Here is a 19,245-nt window from a genome sequence, read left to right on the forward strand (position 1 = left end):
GGGCAGCAGCTCAGTCAAAAAGGACCGGCATCATACCCCACTGCGCGGTGTTGCCACGTGTCCTCGGTCAGCGCGCCTGAAGCTTGCGATCAATGGCGTCCATCAATTGCCCGCCGATATTGGTGTTGAAGGCAGCGTCGATCTCGCGGATGCAGGTCGGGCTGGTGACGTTGATTTCGGTGAGGTAGTCGCCGATCACGTCCAGGCCGACGAACAGCAGGCCCTTTTCACGCAAGGTCGGGCCGACCTGGGCGGCGATCCAGCGATCGCGCTCGCTCAACGGGCGGGCTTCGCCGCGGCCGCCGGCGGCCAGGTTGCCGCGGGTCTCGCCGCTGGCCGGGATGCGCGCCAGGCAGTAGTCCACCGGCTCGCCGTCGATCATCAGGATGCGCTTGTCGCCGTCCTTGATCGCCGGCAGGTAGGCCTGCGCCATGATCTGCTGGGCGCCGAGCGCGGTCAGGGTTTCGAGGATCACCGACAGGTTGGGGTCGCCGACCCGGTGACGGAAGATCGAAGTGCCACCCATGCCATCCAGCGGCTTGAGAATCACATCACCATGCTCGGCGGCGAACTCGCGGATGATGTCGGGGCGGCGGCTGACCAGGGTGGGTGGCGTGCACTGCGGGAACAGCGTAGCGAACAGCTTCTCGTTGCAGTCGCGCAGGCTCTGCGGCTTGTTGACCACCAGCACGCCTTCGGCCTCGGCCTGTTCCAGCAGGTAGGTGCTGTAGACGAACTCCATGTCGAAGGGCGGGTCCTTGCGCATCAGGATCACGTCCAGCTCGGCCAGGGTGCTGTCCTGCTCCTCGCCCAGTTCGAACCAGCGGGCCGGGTCGGCGAACACCTTGAGCGGGCGCATGCGTGCGCGGGCCTTGCCCTGGCCCTGGTACAGGTCGCGCTGCTCCATGTAGAACAGGCTCCAGCCGCGGGCCTGGGCGGCCAGCAACATGGCCAGCGAGCTGTCCTTTTTGTAGGAGATGGACGCGATGGGGTCCATGACAATCCCGAGGCGAACGCTCATGGGGTAGTTCCTCTTGGCGGCACTGGCCGCATGGTACGAAAGAAAAGTGGCTCAGGGTGGCGCCGGGCGCGCCCACGGTCAAGGGGCGGGCGGATGGAATGGCCTTCGGGAGTGTGCTAAAAAGGCCAGGCACATGGCCTGCATGGCCTTTTGGCGAATTCGCTCCCAGGCAGAAGCGCAACTATGGAACAACCCCTGAAGGTGATGGTGATCGACGATTCCCGCACGATCCGCCGCACCGCGCAGATGTTGCTCGGCGAGGCAGGCTGCGAGGTGATCACCGCCAGTGACGGCTTCGACGCCCTGGCCAAGATCGTCGACCACAAACCGCGGGTCATCTTCGTCGATGTGCTGATGCCGCGCCTCGACGGCTACCAGACCTGCGCCATCATCAAGCACAACCGCGAGTTCAAGGACACCCCGGTGATCCTGCTCTCTTCCCGCGACGGCCTGTTCGACAAGGCCCGCGGCCGGGTGGTCGGTTCCGACCAGTTCCTGACCAAACCTTTCAGCAAGGAAGAACTGCTCGACGCGATCCGTGCCTGCGTGCCGGGCTTCGCCGCGCAGGATCCACACGCACCCTGACGCCGCCCACGCAGGGCGGCGTCTCTATTTCCTGATGGGGAAACAGCATGGCCCGAGTTCTGATTGTCGACGACTCGCCGACAGAGATGTACAAATTGACCGAATGGCTGGAGAAGCACGGCTATGGGGTGCTCAAGGCCGACAACGGCGCCGACGGCGTGGCCCTGGCGCGCCAGGAGAAGCCCGACGCGGTGCTGATGGACATCGTCATGCCCGGCATGAACGGTTTCCAGGCCACCCGCCAGTTGAGCAAGGACCCGGAAACCAGCGCCATTCCGGTGATCGTGGTCACCACCAAGGACCAGGAAACCGATCGGATCTGGGCCCAGCGCCAGGGCGCCCGCGACTTCCTGACCAAACCTGTGGAAGAAGACGCGCTGATCACCAAGCTCAAAGAAGTGCTGCAGGCTTGACCACCCGGCCCCAGGGCGCGTCGCTGACCGCCTTCGAACTGCTGCTGGACATCGACCGGCGCTGCCGCCTGCTGGTGGCCGACCAGCCACCGCAGGACATCCGCCTGCAACAATGGAGCGGCATCGGTTTTCGAGTTGCCGGACAGTGGTTCGTCGCGCCCATGGGCGAAGTCGCCGAAGTGCTGCGTGAGCCCCGCGCTAGCCGGGTGCCGGGTGTGCAGCCCTGGGTGCGCGGAGTGGCCAACCTGCGTGGGCGGCTGCTGCCGGTGATGGACCTGTGTGCGTTTTTTGGCCTTGGCCCGGCCGCGGCGGGCAAGCAACGGCGCGTGTTGGTGCTGGATCATGAAGAGCTGTTCGCCGGGCTGCTGGTGGATGAGGTGGTCGGCTTGCAGCATTTCGCTCTGAGCAGCCTCGAGCTGTCACCGCCGCAACCGTTGATCCGTGCGGCCGCGCCCTTCGTACATGGGCATTTTCCCCGTGAGCGTAATTGGGCGATCTTCAGCCCGTTCGCCCTGGCCCAGGCGCCGGGCTTTCTCGATGTGGCGTTGTAGAGGACTTTCGACGTGAACAAGCCAGGACCCACCGTTGCCGCAGCTGGCGTCTCGCCCGCCGCCGTGGCTCAACGCCCGCGTAGCACCGCGCAGATCACCGTGCTGTTCGTGGTGCTGATCCTGTCGATCGTCCTGTTGTTCGCCAACTTCGCCTACCTCAACACCCAGGCCAACCACGACAAGCAGTACATAGGCCATGCCGGCGAGCTGCGCGTGCTGTCCCAGCGCATTGCCAAGAACGCCACCGAGGCTGCGGCGGGCAAGGCGTTGGCGTTCAGGTTGCTCAGCGATGCACGCAACGACTTCGAACGACGCTGGAGCTACCTGCGCGAAGGTGACAAGGCCACCGGCCTGCCCGCAGCGCCCGCCGCGGTGCGCGACGAAATGGATGCGGTACGCCAGGACTGGGAGAACCTGCGCAAGAACACCGACACCATCCTGGCCAGTGAACAGACCGTGCTGTCGCTGCATCAGGTCGCGGCCACCCTGGCCGAAACGGTTCCGCAGTTGCAGGTCGAATACGAGAAAGTAGTTGAAATCCTGCTGCAGAGCGGTGCGCCGGCCAATCAGGTGGCCGTGGCCCAGCGCCAGTTGCTGCTGGCCGAGCGCATTCTCGGCTCGGTCAACACCGTGCTCGCCGGTGACGAGTCCTCGGTGCAGGCCGCCGATGCCTTCGGCCGCGACGCCAGCCGTTTCGGCCAGGTGCTCGAGGGTATGCTCGCCGGCAATCCGGCGATTCAGGTCACCCGCGTCGAGGACACCGATGCCCGGGCGCGCCTGGCCGAGATCGCCGAACTGTTCCAGTTCGTCTCGGGCTCGGTGGACGAGATTCTCGAAACCTCGCCCGAACTGTTTCGCGTGCGCGAGGCTGCCGGCAACATCTTCAGCCTGTCGCAGACCCTGCTCGACGAAGCCTCGCACCTGGCCAACGGCTTCGAGAACCTGGCCGGCGGGCGCACTCTCGACACCGTCGGCGGCTATGTGCTCGGCCTGCTGGCACTGGCCTCGATCATCCTCATCGGCCTGGTGATGGTGCGCGCCACGCACCGCCAGCTGCGCGAAACCGCCGAGAAAAACGAACGCAACCAGCAGGCGATCATGCGTTTGCTAGACGAGATCGAGGAACTGGCCGACGGCGACCTGACCGTCACGGTTTCGGTGACTGAGGACTTCACCGGCGCCATTGCCGACTCGATCAACTATTCGGTTGACCAGCTTCGCGATCTGGTTGCCACCATCAACCACAGCGCCGAGCAGGTGGCTGCTGCGGTGCAGGACACGCAGAACACCGCTCGCCAACTGGCCAAGGCTTCGGAGCACCAAGCGGAGCAGATCAGCGAGGCGTCCGAGGCGGTGGGTGACATGGTCGAGTCTATCGACCGGGTCTCCGCACATGCCTATGAATCGGCCAAGGTGGCCGAGCGCTCGGTGGCCATTGCCAACAAGGGCAACGAGGTGGTGCACAACACCATCCACGGCATGGACAACATCCGCGAGCAGATCCAGGACACCGCCAAGCGGATCAAGCGCCTGGGTGAATCCTCTCAGGAGATCGGCGATATCGTCAGCCTGATCGACGACATTGCCGAGCAGACCAATATCCTCGCCCTCAACGCGGCCATCCAGGCGTCGCTCGCCGGTGAGGCTGGCCGAGGCTTTGCCGTGGTCGCCGACGAAGTGCAGCGCCTGGCCGAGCGCTCGTCCTCGGCAACCCGGCAGATCGAGGCGTTGGTGCGCACCATCCAGGCCGACACCAACGAGGCGGTGATCTCCATGGAGCAGACCACCGCCGAAGTGGTGCGCGGCGCGCGCCTGGCCCAGGACGCCGGCGTGGCGCTGGCTGAGATCGAAGGTGTATCGCAGACGATGGCCGACCTTATCCACAGCATCTCTGATGCCGCTCAGTTGCAGACGTCGTCTGCCGGGCAGATTTCCCACACCATGGCGGTGATCCAGCAGATCACCGCACAGACCTCCGCCGGTTCCGGGGCCACGGCCGACAGCATCCGCCACCTGGCGCGCATGGCCAGCGAGATGCGCCGTTCGGTATCCGGTTTCACCCTGCCCAGACCGGTGGAACGGTCGTGAGCGGGGCAAGCATGGCCGGCCCGGGCAGTACGGCTGGCGAGCGCCACGACACGGTGGCCCTGGCATGGATCAAGGCCCCCATCCTTGATTGCCTGGCACAGGCGCGACAGGCCCTGGAGCGTTTTTCGGCAGATCCGGGCGACCTGTCGATGCTGGCGTTCTTTGTCGACAACCTTCACCAGGTGCACGGTTGCCTGCACTTGCTCGAATTGCCGGGCGCGACGCGCCTGGCCGAGGAACTGGAGCTGCTTGGGCGGGCCATGTCCGACGGACAGGTGCGCCCTCGTGGCGACTGCCTGGGCGCGCTGTTCCGGGGGCTCGAGCAATTGCCGCCCTACCTGGATCGCCTGCGCGGGGCACGCCACGACCTGCCATTGGTGGTCATGCCACTGCTCAACCAGCTGCGGGTCTGCCGCGGTGCCGAACCCCTGGCCCAAGGCAGCCTGCTGGGCGACCTCGGACAGCGCCTGGCTGGCGCGGCGGACCTGGCCAACCTCGATCTTTCCCTGGGGAGCTGGCGTGAACACATGCAGGCCGGTCCTGGGCGCGACGCGCTGCGTTCGGTGGTGATGGCGCTGTGCGATGACCTGATGCGCATCAAGGACCGTCTCGACCCCTTCGTCAGTGGCGAGCATCCGCCACGCGAACCGCTGGAGACGTTGCTGCCGCCCCTGCGCCATGTCGCCGACACTCTGGCAGTGCTGGGTTTCCAGCAGCCACGACGTGTGATCATCGACCAGGTGCTGGCGCTGCAGGCGCAGGTCGAGAATGACGGCGCGGTGGACGAGGCGCTGTTGATGGATGTCGCCGGGGCGTTGTTGTACGTCGAGGCGACCCTCAACGGCATGGTCGGGCCGCTGGAGGAGACCTCGCCAGGCAACCTGCCTGGTTCTGACCTGGCCGAGATTCGTCAGTTGGTACTCAACGAGTCGCTCAATGTGCTGCAGCAGGCCAAGGACCTGATCGGCGACTGCCTGGAGTCGGACTGGTCGCGTCAGCGCCTGCAGGCCTTGCCCGGTCTGCTGCAGCAGGTGCGCGGGGCGTTGGCGATGCTGATGCTCCCGGCTGCCGCCGAAGTGTTCGGCGGGTGTGCGGGATATGTGCAGGGCTGGCTGGGTCATGTGGAGGAAGAGCCGCTGCCCGATGAGTTGGCCCATCTGGCCGATGCCCTGTGCGCCGGCGAGGCCTGGTTGCAGTGGCGAGTGGCCGACCCGCTGGCTGATGCCCAGCGTTTCATCGACATGGCCCTCGCCAGCCTGACCGCCCTGGGCGTGCAATGCCCGCGCCTCGAGCGCCCCTTGGCTGACGCCCGGACGGCGGACGGGATCGATGACGAGTTGCGCGAAGTGTTCCTCGAAGAGGCCGGCGAACTGTTGCCTGAAATAGAGCGCCAATGGCTGCGTTGGCGTGCCGACAATGGTTTGCGTGATTCACTGATCGAGGTGCGTCGTGCGCTGCATACGCTCAAGGGCAGCGGGCGGATGGTCCACGCAGAGGCCGTGGCGGAGCTTGCCTGGGGCGCCGAGCACCTGCTTAACCGGGTGCTGGAGGGGCGCATCACGCTGAGTGCCGAAGGCCTGGTGGCCTTGCAGCAGGTCTTCGTGCGCCTGCCCGACCTGCTCGCCGACTTCGCCGCCAGCCAACTGCCGCCCACTGCGGAAATCGAGCAACTGGCCGGGCATCTGCACGCGCTGGCGCTCAACGACACGCCGGCCAGTGCCAGCATCGACGGTCTCGATCCGCAGCTGCTGGAGATCTTCCGTAACGAGGCCCAAGGGCACCTGGCCGGGCTCGATGTCTTCCTGCAGATGGCTGATGCTCAAGGCACAGGGGTCAGCGACAGCCTGCAACGCGCCTTGCACACCCTAAAGGGCAGCGCCGCCATGGCCGGCGTGATGCCGGTGGCGGAGCTGGCCACCGCGCTCGACCGCCTGGTGCGCGAATACAAAGGTCATCACCTGCCTTTGCAGCAGGCCGAAACCGAGCTGCTGGAGGCTGCACGTGCGCTGTTCCACCTGGGGCTGGCCCAGCTGGACAGCACGCCATTGGCTGCCATCCCGGGGGCTGCGGCGTTGATCGAGCAGGTCGGGCAAACGGTCGATGCTAGGCTGGCCAGGCACCAGGCCGAGGCGCATCCGGCACGCCGGGCCCGGCGTGACCCGCAACTGACGGCCACTTTCCTGACCCTGGGCATGGATATCCTGCTCGACGCCGAGGCGCGGCTCGCCAACTGGCAGGCCGACGCCACGCAGCATCATGAGCTGCACCTGCTGCTCGAGGAAATGACCACCCTCAGCCATGGCGCGCACCAGGCCGAGCTGTGGCAGGTGGATGAAGTCTGCGAAGGGTTGCTCGACCTGTACGGTGCGGTCGAAGAGGGCAGCCTGGCGGTGACGCCGCGTTTCTTCGCCATCGCCCGGCAGGCCCACGAAGCGCTGTTCGACCTGTTCGATGAAATAGCCGCCGGGCAGGATCCGACAGCACGCCCCGATTGCCTGGCCGCCTTGCACGGCTTGCTTGATGATGCCCTCGATCCGGCGGCCCTGGGGCTGGTAGGCGCAGCTGGCGCGACAACGCTGCCTGTCGCAGGTCAGCTACCGGACCCAGCGGTCGTTGACCTGTTCCTCGAGGAAGCCGCCGATATTCTCGAGGGCGCCGACCAGGCGCTGCGGCAATGGAAGGACGATCCCGAAAGCCTGTCACCGCTGTCTGCGTTGCAACATGATGTGCTGACCCTCAAGGGCGGCGCGCAGATGGCTGCGATCGGTGCGATCGAAGTGCTTGCCCAGGAGCTCGCGCTGCTCTACGAAGGGCTGGTGGACCGGCGGATCGGGGCAAGCCTGCGGCTGTTCGAGCTGCTCGCACGCAGCCATGACGCCCTGGCCGGGATGCTGCGCAGCTTGCGCGAGGGACAGTCACCGCTGTCGGCGGTGGAGTTGCTGGGTGAACTGCGCGATTTCCGTCACAACGCTCCGCCACCTGGCCCGGTCGAGGCGCAGGACGACACGCAGGAAAGCGAAGGCGACAAGGAACTGCTGGAAGTTTTCCTCGAGGAAAGCTCCGATATCCTCGAAAGTGCGGCCCAGTCCCTGGCGCGCTGGCAGGCCGACCCGCGCAACACGGTCGAGGTGGAGAACCTGTTGCGCGACCTGCACACCCTCAAGGGGGGGGCGCGCATGGTCGAGATCGCCGCCATCGGCGACTTGGCCCATGAGCTGGAATTCCTCTACGAGCTGCTGGCGGCCGCACGGCTGCCGTCGACGCCGGCCTTGTTCAGCCTGCTGCAGAACTGCCATGACCGCCTGGCGCACATGCTCGACGCGGCGCGCCTGGGCGAGCCGCTGCATGCGGCGACGGCGCTGATCGACTATATCCGCAACTTCTCCAGTGCAGCGCTGACCGACAGCGCCGCCGGGCAGTCCCAGGCTGAGCCCGCCCCGGCCGAAGCCCCGGCTGTCGCCCCCGAGCGGGCCGGGGACATGGTCAAGGTCGATGCCGAACTGCTGGACGACCTGGGCAACCTGGCCGGCGAACATTCGGTGATCCGCGGGCGCATCGAGCAGCAGGTCAACGATGCGCAGTTCGCCCTCAACGAGATGGAGACCACGCTGGAGCGCATGCGCGACCAGCTGTTGCGCCTGGATATCGAGACCCAGGGGCGGATCTCGAGCCGGCACCAGTTCGAGGGTGATGCCTACGACGACTTCGACCCACTTGAGATGGACCGCCATTCGCAGTTGCAGCAATTGTCGCGGGCGCTGTTCGAGTCCACCTCGGACCTGCTCGACCTCAAGGAAACCCTGCTGCAGCGGGCCCAGGAGGCGCACAGCCTGTTGCAGCAGCAGGCGCGGGTCAACAGCCAGTTGCAAGAGGGGCTGACCGCCACCTTGATGGTGCCGTTCGAACGCCTGGTGCCGCGTTTGCAACGGGTGGTGCGACAGGTGGCCAGCGAACTGGGCAAGCAGGTCGAACTGGTGGTCGGCAATGCCGAGGGCGAGCTGGACCGCAGCGTGCTCGAACGCATGGTCGCGCCGCTGGAGCACATGCTGCGCAATGCCGTCGACCATGGCCTGGAAGCCCGCGAGGCGCGCCTGGCGGCCAACAAGCCGGAGCAGGGCACCATCCACCTGAACCTGCTGCACGAAGGTGCCGACATCGTCATCGAGATGAGCGACGACGGTGCCGGGGTGCCGCTGGAGGCGGTGCGCAACAAGGCGATCAAACGCGGTCTGCTCGATCCGCAGGCGCGTCTGAGCGACCACGAGATCCTGCAGTTCATCCTGCGCCCGGGATTTTCCACGGCCGAGAAGATCACCCAGATCTCCGGGCGCGGCCTGGGCATGGACGTGGTCCATGAAGAGGTCAAGCAATTGGGCGGTTCGATGAGCATCGAGTCCAGCCCCGGCAAGGGTGCGCGCTTCCTGATCCGCCTACCGTTCACGGTGTCGGTGAACCGGGCGTTGATGGTGCATGTGGAGGATGAGCAATACGCAATTGGGCTGAACACCATCGAGGGCATCGTGCGCGTGCCGCCGGCGGAGCTGGAAGCCTGCTACCGGCTGGACCCGCCACGCTACAGCTATGCCGGGCATGACTACGCACTGCGTTACCTCGGCGAACTGTTGCAGGAGGGCGCGCAGCCCAACCTGCTGGGCCAGAGCGTACCGCTGCCGGTGCTGCTCACCCATTCCCACGAACAATCGTTCGCGATCCAGGTCGACAGCCTGTCGCCCAGCCGCGAAATCGTGGTCAAGAGCCTGGGCCCGCAGTTCGCGGCGGTGCCGGGGCTGTCCGGTGCCACTCTGCTCGGCGACGGACGGGTGGTGCTGATTCTCGACCTGCTCGGCCAGTTGCGTGGCCAGCAGCGACGCCTGGCGCGCCTGCCGGGCGTGGCGCAGGGGCAGCATCTGCTGACGGGGCCCGTGCCGCGTCGGCCGCTGCTGGTGATGGTGGTGGACGATTCGGTGACCGTGCGCAAGGTCACCAGCCGCCTGCTCGAACGCCACGGTATGAGCGTGCTGACCGCCAAGGATGGGGTGGATGCCATGGCGCTGCTCGAAGAGCACCGCCCGGACGTGTTGCTGCTGGACATCGAGATGCCGCGCATGGACGGTTTCGAGGTGGCCACGCGTATCCGCCGCGACCAGCGCCTGGCGCAGTTGCCGATCATCATGATCACCTCGCGCACCGGGCAGAAGCACCGCGACCGGGCCATGGCCATCGGCGTCAACGAATACCTCGGCAAGCCTTACCAGGAGTCGGTCCTGTTGCAGAGCATCGCCCACTGGAGCCAACCCCATGCTTGAACATATCGCCGGCCAGCGCAGCAGCCTCACCGGCCTGCTGTTGCCCTTGGGCGACCGCACCCTGGTACTGCCCAACGTGGCGGTGGCCGAATTGATTGGTCATCGCGCCATCGCCTGCGAGCCAGGAGAGCCGGCCTGGCACCTGGGCTGGGTGGACTGGCGCCAGCAGCGCTTGCCGTTGATCGGTTTCGAGGCCGCTTGTGGCGGGCAGACCACTTGCGGCGAGCGGGCACGGGTAGTGGTGCTCAATGCACTGGGGGATACCGGCCTGCGCTTCCTGGCGTTGCTGCTGCAGGGCATTCCGCGCTCGTGCAAACTCGACAGTCAGTTGAACTATGTTGATGTGCCACTGGCCGCGCTGGAGCTGGCGGCAGTGCAGGTGGGCGAGCAGGTGGCGCGGGTGCCTGACCTGGCCGGGCTGGAAAGATTGGTGCGTGACGCTTATCTGCAATCTGCAGCTGGCTAGGATGATGGTTGAGCGGGCCCTGTCGCGGGGCTCAGGAACCCTGACTGCTGCGGGAGGTCTGTGTTTGCATGTATTACGGTGAACGCTTCAACGCCTGGACCCACTTGGTCGGTGCGGTATTGGCCTGTATCGGCGCGAGCTGGCTGATCGTCGTGGCGGGCCTGCAGGGCGATCCCTGGAAGATCGTCAGTTTCTCCATCTACGGTTTCACCCTGCTGCTGCTCTACAGCATCTCTACCCTCTACCACAGCACTCGCGGGCGTGCGAAGCGCATCATGCGTAAGCTAGACCACCTGTCGATCTACCTGCTGATCGCCGGCAGCTACACGCCGTTCTGTCTGGTGAGCCTGCGGGGCCCCTGGGGCTGGAGCCTGTTCGGAGTGGTCTGGGGGCTTGCGCTGATCGGCATGTTGCAGGAGATCAAGCCGCGCTCCGAGGCGCGGATCCTGTCGATCGTGATCTATGCGCTGATGGGCTGGATCGTGCTGGTGGCGGTGAAGCCGTTGCTGCATAGCCTGGGTGCTGCGGGCTTCGCCTGGCTGGCGGCCGGCGGTGTGTTCTACACCGTCGGCATCATCTTCTTTGCGTTTGACAGCCGATTCCGTCACTGGCATGGCATCTGGCATCTGTTCGTGATTGCCGGCAGCCTGATGCACTTTGTCGCCGTATCTTTTTACGTGCGTTAGAAGTCGCCCCACAATTGCTGCGCCACCGACAGGGCCACCACAGGGGCGGTTTCGGTGCGCAGCACCCGAGGGCCGAGGCGAGCTGCGTGGCAGCCGGCGGCCTTGGCCAGCTCGACTTCCGCTTCGCTCAGGCCGCCCTCGGGGCCGATCAGGAAGGCCAGCCTGGCCGGTTTGGCATGGCTGGTCAGCGGCTCGGCCACCGGGTGCAGCACCAGCTTGAGTTCGGCTTTGGTGCTTTTCAGCCACTCGGCCAGGGTCACGGGCGGGTGGATCATCGGCAGGGTCGAGCGCCCGCACTGCTCGCAGGCACTGACAGCCACCTGGCGCCAGTGGGCCAGGCGCTTGTCGGCGCGCTCGTCCTTTAGACGTACTTCGCAGCGTTCGCTGACGATAGGGGTGATTTCATTGACACCCAGCTCGGTGGCTTTCTGGATTGCCCAGTCCATGCGCTCGCCCCGGGACAGCCCCTGGCCGAGGTGGATGTGCAAAGGCGAGTCGGCCTGGCCGGGGAGGGCCTGGTCGAGGCTGACGCGCACGGTTTTCTTGCCGACTTCGAGCAGTTGGCCGAGGTATTCCTGGCCGCTGCCGTCAAACAGCTGCACGGCGTCGCCAGCGGCCATGCGCAGCACGCGGCCAATGTAGTGGGCCTGGGCTTCGGGGAGCTCGTGCTCGCCAAGGCCCAGTGGGGCGTCGATGAAGAAGCGGGAGAGTCTCATGGGCTTGCTCTGGAAAAAGGCTGACGCAGATCCTGTAGGAGCGGACGCGCCGGCTCCTACAGGTTTCGGGTTGGTCTGGGGTTAGCCCGGATCGCGGAAATCCGGATGGAAGTCGGCCGGCACGGCGACGCTCACCTTGTCGCGGGTGGCGATATCGATCCCCTCGCTGGCCACCTCTGCCAGGAAGTCGATCTGCTCGGGTGTGATGACGTAAGGCGGCAGGAAATACACCACGCTGCCCAGCGGGCGCAACAGCGCGCCCCGGCTCAGGGCGTGCTCGAAGACCTTCAGGCCGCGGCGCTCCTGCCAGGGGTAGGCGGCCTTGGTGGCCTTGTCCTGGACCATCTCGATGGCCACGACCATGCCGGTCTGACGGATTTCGGCGACGTGGGCATGGTCGGCCAGGTGCGCGGTGGCGCTGGCCATGCGCGCCGACAAGGCCTTGTTGGCCTCGATCACGTTGTCTTGCTCGAAGATGTCCAGAGTGGCCAAGGCCGCGGCGCAGGCCAGCGGGTTGCCGGTGTAGCTGTGCGAGTGCAGGAAGGCGCGCAGGGTCGGGTAGTCGTCATAGAAGGCCTGGTAGACCTTGTCGGTGGTCAGGCAGGCGGCCAGCGGCAAGTAGCCGCCGGTCAGGGCCTTGGACAGGCACAGGAAGTCCGGGGTGATGCCGGCCTGCTCGCAGGCGAACATCGTGCCGGTGCGGCCGAAGCCGACGGCGATCTCATCGTGGATCAGGTGCACGTCGTAACGGTCGCAGGCCTCGCGCAGCAGCCTGAGGTACACCGGGTGGTACATGCGCATGCCGCCGGCGCCCTGGATCAGTGGCTCGACGATCACCGCGGCGATGCTGGCGTGGTGTTCGGCCAGGGTCTGCTCCATGGCCGCGAACATGTTCCGCGAGTGCTCTTCCCAGCCCATGCCTTCCGGGCGCAGGTAGCAGTCCGGGCTTGGCACCTTGATGGTGTCCAGCAGCAACGCCTTGTAGGTTTCGGTGAACAGCGGCACGTCGCCCACCGACATCGCGGCGATGGTCTCGCCATGATAACTGTTGGTTAGGGTGACGAAGCGCTTCTTCTGCGGTTTCCCGGTGTTCTGCCAGTAATGGAAGCTCATCTTAAGCGCCACTTCGATGCACGACGAGCCATTGTCGCCGTAGAACACCCGCTCGAGGCCGGCAGGAGTGATGGCCACCAGGCGTTCGGACAACTCGATCACCGGCTGATGGCTGAAACCGGCGAGGATCACGTGCTCGAGCTGATCGACCTGGTCTTTGATGCGCTGGTTGATGCGCGGGTTGGCATGGCCGAAAGCGTTGACCCACCATGAGCTGACGGCGTCCAGATAGCGTTTGCCCTCGAAGTCCTCCAGCCACACCCCCTCGCCGCGCTTGATCGGAATCAGCGGCAGCTGTTCGTGGTCTTTCATCTGGGTGCATGGGTGCCAAAGGACCTTCAGGTCGCGCTGCATCCACTGATCGTTGAGGCCCATGGGCACTACTCCTGGCTTTACGGCTCGGTTTGACCGCGTAAGCCTAAGCAATGCCGGGTGGCAGGACAACCGCTCAATGTCTCCAGGCCGGGCGCCATTCCAACTGGCGGATATGCACGGTGCACTGCGGCAGGGTGGACAGGGTCAGGCGGTCGAGCGGGCCAGGTACGTCGTGCCAGGAGGTACCGTGGGTGCCGGGGCCGGGGGCGAACTCGGTGTAGCCCTGGTCGCGCAGTGTCAACCAGTAGGCGGTCGAAACGGCCCTGCCGAGCGTGTTGACGTCTACCTCGAGCAGCAGGCAATCGACCGTCTGGCCGAAGATGAACTCGATATCGCACTGGCCATGGATGATCAATTCGGTGCCGAGCCGCCCCTCGTCGGTTTGGTAGCGCGCGCTGTAGACGATGCCATTGGATACGATGCTCAGACCAGTGGGCGCGTGCCAGGTGCATTCGGGGAGGGGCGCCGAAGGCGTCCATCTGGCAAAGTCTTCGCTGTAGATCACGGCTGTACCCCGGCTCGGTGCTTGAGTGCCAGCCAAGGCTGCACGAGCCGGCGACCCACTGCTACTGACAAAATTACCAGTTGCCAAAAGCACTTGATGTCACTGCGGTGGCAGGGTGGGCAGAGGTGACGTATTCTTAACGCATCTCTCCCGGGGCATTGCTCCCGTCTCTTCTGTCGCTTCTCTAACCGGAGTTCGCCATCATGGCTGCTGCTTGGGTGCGCCTGTGCGCGTTGGTATTGATCGGGGTTTCCAGCGGTGCCGCGCTGGCCAAGGACAAGACGGCTATCGTCGTCGGTGGTGGCCTGGCGGGCCTGACTGCGGCTTACGAGCTGCAGAGCAAAGGCTGGCAGGTGACGCTGCTGGAAGCGAAGGCCGGCATGGGCGGGCGTTCGGGCCTGGCAACCAGCGAGTGGATCGGCAACAGCAAGGCTCAGCCGGTACTGAACCAGTATCTGGAGCAGTTCAAGGTGGGCACCCTGCCGGCCCCGGAGTTCGTGCGTAATCCCGGCTACCTGATCGATGGTGAATACTTCAGCGCCACGGACCTCACAAGCAAGCAGCCGGCCACAGCTGAAGCGCTGAAACGCTTCGAGAAGACCCTCGATGACTTGGCGCGCTCCATCGATGACCCGCTCAATCCCGCGGCGAACAGCACACTGTTCGCCCTCGACCAGATGACTGTGTCTACCTGGCTGGACAAGTTGCAATTGCCGGCGACCGCTCGCCAACTGGTGAACCAGCAGATCCGTACCCGCTATGACGAGCCGTCGCGCCTGTCGCTGCTGTATTTCGCCCAGCAGAGCCGGGTCTATCGCAACGTCAGCGATCGTGACCTGCGCGCCGCGCGTCTGCCGGGTGGCAGCCCGGTACTGGCCCAGGCCTTCGTCAAGCAATTGAAGACCATCAAGACCAGCTCTCCGGTGACCGCTATCGTCCAGGACAAGGACGGTGTGACCGTCAAGGTCGGCGGTGTCGGCTACCAGGCTGACTATCTGGTCATGGCCGTGCCGCTGCGTGCACTGGCCAAGATCCAGATGACCCCTGGCCTGGACGGGCAGCACCTGGCGGCCTTGAAGGGTACCAACTATGGCTGGCGCGACCAGCTGATGCTCAAGTTCAAGAACCCGGTATGGGAAAGCCGTGCACGCATGTCCGGCGAGATCTTCAGCAACACTGGCCTGGGCATGCTGTGGATCGAGCCGGCGTTAAAGGGTGGCGCCAACGTGGTGATCAACCTGTCCGGCGATAACGCCCGCTTGCTCCAGGCTTTCGGTGACAAGCAGATGGTCGATCAGGTGCTGATCCGCCTGCACGCCTTTTACCCGCAGGCACGCGGCGCCTTTACCGGTTATGAAATCCGCCGCTACAGCACCGACGCCGGCATGGGCGGTGCCTACCTGGCCTATGGCCCGGGACAGATCAGCAAATACTGGCGCCTGTGGGAGCGCCCGGTACAACGGATCGCCTTTGCCGGCGAACACACCGATGCGCTTTACCCAGGTACCCTCGAAGGGGCCCTGCGTAGCGGTCAGCGTGCTGCGGGACAGGTCCAGGACCTGGCGGCGGGCAAGTCCTTCGACCCGGCCAAGGCTGCATCGGTAGCCGCCGCAGCGGCTACTGGAGCGGCTGGCGTCGCGGCCGCGAAGGACAAGGGCGGGTTCTTCTCCAACCTGTTCGGCGGCTCGTCCGACAAGGCCCCCGCCAAGGCAGAGCCAGTGAAGGTCGAGCAGGCCAAGCAGGACAAGCCGGGCTTTTTCTCGCGCCTGTTTGGTGGTGGTGACCAGCCAGAGGTAAAGGCTGCGCCGATCGCCAAGGCCGAAGAGGCTGCACCGGTGCCCGTACCGGCCCCCGCCCCTGTCGTCCCGGCGCCTGTGGCCAAGGATGAACCGGTGAAACCTGCCGTTACCAAGCCCGCTCAAGCCAAGCCTGCGGCCAAGCAGGCCCACAAGCCTGCAGCCAAACCGGCGCCGGTGAAGAAGGCCACCGCCAAGTCGGAACCGGCCAAGAAGCCGGTGGTCAACAGCCAGGCCAAGGCCGGCTGATCCCGGTATAGCTGCCAGCGCGGGGCCCTGTGTGAGCGGGCTTGCCCCGCGATGGCGTCGGATCTTCCAAGCGTCTATCGTTAATGTTTCCTTAATAGGAAGCTTGCAGAATTAATATCTGGTTTTTCGATAATCAGAAGCTGTTTTTTACGCTTTTATTCGATGCATTACGCGTTAGTCTTGTGCACAGCTTTCACGGGGAAATACGCCAACATGCAACTGCGCAATTCATCCTCTCGCTACGGCCTGGTCAGCATCGTCCTGCACTGGGGTGTGGCGCTGGCGGTCTTCGGGCTGTTTGGCCTTGGCCTGTGGATGGTCGGCCTCGATTATTACGACCCATGGCGCAAGTCGGGCCCGGACCTGCACAAGAGCATCGGCCTGGTGTTGCTGGCACTGATGCTGTTGCGGGTAGTCTGGCGTTTCGTCAGCCCGCCGCCGCCGGCACCGGCCAATCATGGCAAGGTCACTCGCCTGGCCGCCAAGCTGGGCCATCTGGCGCTGTACCTGGGCCTGTTCGCGGTGATGATAGCGGGCTATCTGATTTCCACGGCCGACGGCGTGGGTATTCCGGTGTTCGGCTTGTTCGACGTTCCCGCGCTGGTCAGCGACCTGCCCGACCAGGCCGACCTGGCAGGTGTGATCCACCTCTGGCTGGCCTGGGGCCTGGTGATTTTCGCTGTACTGCACGCATTGGCGGCACTTAAACATCATTTCATCGACCGTGACGCGACCCTGACCCGCATGCTGGGCCGCAAAGCTTGACTCTCAACCTCAATTGCAAAGGAAGGAAGTAAGGATGTTGAAAAAGACTTTTGCCGCTCTGGCGCTCGGTACCGCACTGATTTCCGCTGGCCAGGCCATGGCGGCCGAGTACAAGATCGACAAGGAAGGCCAGCACGCGTTCGTCGACTGGAAGATCAGCCACCTGGGCTACAGCTTCATCCACGGCACCTTCAAGGACTTCGACGGCAACTTCACCTGGGACAGCGCCAAGCCCGAGGCGAGCAAGATCAGCGTCGACCTGAAGACTGCCAGCCTGTGGTCGAACCACGCCGAGCGTGACAAGCACATCGCCAGCAAGGACTTCCTGGATGTCAAAAAATATCCAGAAGCCAAATTCGTCTCCACCAGCGTCAAGTCGACCGGTGACAAGACTGCCGATGTGACCGGCGACCTGACCCTGCACGGCGTGACCAAGCCGGTAACCTTCAAGGCCGTGTTCAATGGCGAGGGCAAGGACCCGTGGGGCGGCGAGCGCGCTGGCTTCAACGCCACCACCACGCTGAACCTGAACGACTTCGGCATCAAGGGCCCGGGCCCGACTTCGCAGACCCTGGACCTGGACATCAGCGTCGAAGGCGTGAAGCAGAAGTAATTCGCTTCGCCAGCAACAAAAACGCCGCCCAATGGGCGGCGTTTTTGTTGGCTTTGCATGGCCGCATCGCGGGGCAGGCCCCGCGATGGCGCGCTCAGCCCTTGCGGGTCAGCAGTGCTGGGCGTTCACCGCGTGGGCGGCTTGGCAGGTCGTCCAGTTGCTCGGGGGTCGGGTAACGGTCCAGCTTGGATTCCTTGCGGATGATCACTGGCGCGCTCTGCGACTCGCGCGGGTTGCGCACGGCCGGTTCCTGGCGGGACGAATCTTCACGGCGGGCACGGCCGCCGTTGTTGTCGCGTCGGGCGCCACCATTGCTGCCGCCGCCGTTGCGCGGGCGCTTTTCACCGGAGCCCTGGCCCTGGCGCTGCTGGCCATTGCCACGACCCTGGCCTTGCCCCTGGCCGCCACCACTGCGCTGGCCTTGGGCTTGGCCGCCGTTGCCGCCCGGGCGACGATTGCGCCCCTGGTTCTTGGCGTTCTGGTAGGGGCTGACGTAGTCGGCGCGGTTGCCGAAGTTGTCGACGTCGTCGTCGAGGAACTCCTCAGGGTCACGGTTGGGTGCGGCGACAGGCACGGCTTTCTGGCCGTTGTTCTGCTGCTGGCGTGGCTTCTGGTCGCGCGGCTTGCGCTGCTGGCCTTGCTGCTGTTTCTCGCCAGACTTGTCCTTTTCCGCGGCCTTCTCGGACGAAGGCTTGTTGCGGCCCTTGTCCTTGCCTTTGTCCTTGCGTCCGCCACTGCCTTCCTTGCCGCCTTCGCCGCGAGGTTGCTGGTTGCGGCCACCGCGGCCATTGTTCGGCTGGCGCTCGCGCACTTCCGGCTTCTCGGCCTCGACCTGCGATGCGTCAAAGCCCATCAGGTCGCCATCCGGGATTTTCTGGCGGGTGACGCGCTCGATGCTCTTGAGTAGCTTTTCTTCGTCCGGCGCAACCATCGAAATGGCTTCACCGGAGCGACCGGCACGGCCGGTACGGCCGATGCGGTGAACGTAGTCTTCCTCGACATTGGGCAGCTCGAAGTTGACCACATGAGGCAGTTGGTCGATGTCCAGGCCGCGAGCGGCGATGTCGGTGGCGACCAGCACGCGCACGGTATTGGCCTTGAAGTCGGCCAGCGCCTTGGTGCGGGCATTCTGGCTCTTGTTGCCGTGGATCGCCGCCGCGGTCAGGCCGTGCTTCTCGAGGTACTCGGCCAGGCGGTTGGCGCCGTGCTTGGTACGGGTGAACACCAGCACCTGTTCCCAGGCGCCCAAGGTGATCAGGTGCGCCAGCAGGGCGCGTTTGTGGCTGGCCGGCAGGCGGTAGACCCGTTGCTCGATACGCTCGACGGTAGTGTTCGGCGGCGTGACCTCGATGCGCTCGGGGTTGTGCAGCAGCTTGTCGGCGAGGTCGGTGATGTCCTTGGAGAAGGTTGCCGAGAACAGCAGGTTCTGGCGCTTGGCCGGCAGGCGCGCCAGCACTTTCTTGACGTCATGGATGAAGCCCATGTCGAGCATGCGGTCGGCTTCGTCCAGCACCAGGATCTCGACCCGCGAAAGGTCGACACTGCCCTGGCCAGCGAGGTCGAGCAGGCGACCTGGGCAGGCGACCAGGACGTCGACGCCCTTGGCCATGGCCTGGACCTGCGGGTTCATGCCGACGCCACCGAAAATGCAGGCGCTGATGAAATTCAGGTCGCGGGCATAGACCTTGAAACTGTCATGTACCTGGGCAGCCAGCTCACGGGTGGGCGTCAGCACCAGCACGCGCGGTTGGCGGGGACCATGACGTTGAGACTTGTCGGGATGGCCGCCCGGGAACAGACGCTCAAGGATCGGAAGCGCGAAGCCGCCGGTTTTACCAGTACCTGTCTGGGCGGCGACCATCAGGTCGCGACCTTGCAACACGGCGGGAATGGCCCGCTGTTGCACCGGAGTGGGCTGGGTATAGCCCGCAGCCTCGATAGCGCGGACAAGAGCCTCGGAGAGACCGAGGGAAGCAAAGGACATGGGCAATCCTGTT

15 protein-coding genes are annotated in these 19,245 nt (G+C 65.1%); 10 read left to right on the top strand and 5 right to left on the bottom strand.

Features of this window, described 5'->3' with window-relative positions:
• Window positions 1-67 precede the first annotated feature (67 nt).
• Entirely contained in the window at window positions 68-1,021 is a 954-nt protein-coding gene (gene gshB, locus C3F42_RS20115; protein WP_046853923.1) for a glutathione synthase, read from the bottom strand.
• A 183-nt stretch (window positions 1,022-1,204) separates the two neighbouring features.
• Between gshB and pilG the strand changes: the two genes are divergently transcribed.
• The 7 genes from pilG to C3F42_RS20150 all read left to right on the top strand — a co-directional run bounded on the left by pilG (window position 1,205) and on the right by C3F42_RS20150 (window position 11,116).
• Window positions 1,205-1,606, top strand: coding sequence for a twitching motility response regulator PilG (pilG, locus tag C3F42_RS20120; protein WP_023631716.1), 402 nt, complete (start codon window positions 1,205-1,207; stop codon window positions 1,604-1,606).
• 47 nt (window positions 1,607-1,653) lie between these two features.
• Window positions 1,654-2,019 carry a twitching motility response regulator PilH gene (gene pilH / locus C3F42_RS20125; protein WP_023631715.1) on the top strand — a complete coding sequence of 122 codons (366 nt, stop codon included), beginning with the start codon at window positions 1,654-1,656 and terminating at the stop codon, window positions 2,017-2,019.
• Entirely contained in the window at window positions 2,016-2,570 is a 555-nt protein-coding gene (locus tag C3F42_RS20130; RefSeq protein ID WP_038706921.1) for a chemotaxis protein CheW, read from the top strand. Before pilH ends, C3F42_RS20130 begins: the two co-directional genes overlap by 4 nt.
• 63 nt (window positions 2,571-2,633) lie before the next feature.
• A complete protein-coding gene (locus C3F42_RS20135) occupies window positions 2,634-4,658 on the top strand; it encodes a methyl-accepting chemotaxis protein (protein WP_094012386.1) in 2,025 nt (674 codons plus the stop codon).
• An 11-nt stretch (window positions 4,659-4,669) separates the two neighbouring features.
• On the top strand, window positions 4,670-9,964 hold the full coding sequence (locus tag C3F42_RS20140; protein ID WP_104444799.1) for an Hpt domain-containing protein: 5,295 nt from the start codon (window positions 4,670-4,672) through the stop codon (window positions 9,962-9,964).
• The gene (locus C3F42_RS20145; protein WP_094012341.1) at window positions 9,957-10,430 is read left to right on the top strand and encodes a chemotaxis protein CheW; all 474 of its coding nucleotides are present in this window, start codon (window positions 9,957-9,959) and stop codon (window positions 10,428-10,430) included. Before C3F42_RS20140 ends, C3F42_RS20145 begins: the two co-directional genes overlap by 8 nt.
• 68 nt (window positions 10,431-10,498) lie before the next feature.
• Window positions 10,499-11,116 carry a hemolysin III family protein gene (locus tag C3F42_RS20150; RefSeq protein WP_023632083.1) on the top strand — a complete coding sequence of 206 codons (618 nt, stop codon included), beginning with the start codon at window positions 10,499-10,501 and terminating at the stop codon, window positions 11,114-11,116.
• Here the strand turns inward: C3F42_RS20150 and C3F42_RS20155 are convergent.
• The 3 genes from C3F42_RS20155 to C3F42_RS20165 form a co-directional block, all read right to left on the bottom strand.
• Entirely contained in the window at window positions 11,113-11,832 is a 720-nt protein-coding gene (locus C3F42_RS20155) for a 16S rRNA (uracil(1498)-N(3))-methyltransferase (protein WP_094012342.1), read from the bottom strand. The genes C3F42_RS20150 and C3F42_RS20155 overlap by 4 nt on opposite strands.
• An 81-nt stretch (window positions 11,833-11,913) precedes the next feature.
• Window positions 11,914-13,320 (bottom strand): adenosylmethionine--8-amino-7-oxononanoate transaminase, encoded by a 1,407-nt coding sequence (locus tag C3F42_RS20160; RefSeq protein ID WP_038706917.1) that lies wholly within the window; start codon window positions 13,318-13,320, stop codon window positions 11,914-11,916.
• A 73-nt stretch (window positions 13,321-13,393) separates the two neighbouring features.
• Window positions 13,394-13,825 carry a hypothetical protein gene (locus tag C3F42_RS20165; RefSeq protein ID WP_023629961.1) on the bottom strand — a complete coding sequence of 144 codons (432 nt, stop codon included), beginning with the start codon at window positions 13,823-13,825 and terminating at the stop codon, window positions 13,394-13,396.
• Between the two features lie 203 nt (window positions 13,826-14,028).
• On the opposite strand from C3F42_RS20165, the gene C3F42_RS20170 reads away from it, so the two are divergent.
• From C3F42_RS20170 to C3F42_RS20180, 3 genes are all read left to right on the top strand, one after another.
• The gene (locus tag C3F42_RS20170; protein ID WP_104444800.1) at window positions 14,029-15,870 is read left to right on the top strand and encodes a flavin monoamine oxidase family protein; all 1,842 of its coding nucleotides are present in this window, start codon (window positions 14,029-14,031) and stop codon (window positions 15,868-15,870) included.
• A 213-nt stretch (window positions 15,871-16,083) separates the two neighbouring features.
• Window positions 16,084-16,635, top strand: a complete 552-nt coding sequence (locus C3F42_RS20175; RefSeq protein WP_094012344.1) for a cytochrome b — start codon at window positions 16,084-16,086, stop codon at window positions 16,633-16,635.
• Between the two features lie 34 nt (window positions 16,636-16,669).
• Window positions 16,670-17,248, top strand: a complete 579-nt coding sequence (locus C3F42_RS20180; protein WP_023629958.1) for a YceI family protein — start codon at window positions 16,670-16,672, stop codon at window positions 17,246-17,248.
• 94 nt (window positions 17,249-17,342) lie between these two features.
• Here the strand turns inward: C3F42_RS20180 and C3F42_RS20185 are convergent, their stop codons facing one another.
• Window positions 17,343-19,232, bottom strand: a complete 1,890-nt coding sequence (locus tag C3F42_RS20185; protein ID WP_177410840.1) for a DEAD/DEAH box helicase — start codon at window positions 19,230-19,232, stop codon at window positions 17,343-17,345.
• Between the last annotated feature and the right edge of the window lie 13 nt (window positions 19,233-19,245).

It is taken from the genome of Pseudomonas sp. PONIH3 (genome assembly GCF_002934345.1).
Taxonomy (GTDB): domain Bacteria; phylum Pseudomonadota; class Gammaproteobacteria; order Pseudomonadales; family Pseudomonadaceae; genus Aquipseudomonas; species Aquipseudomonas soli.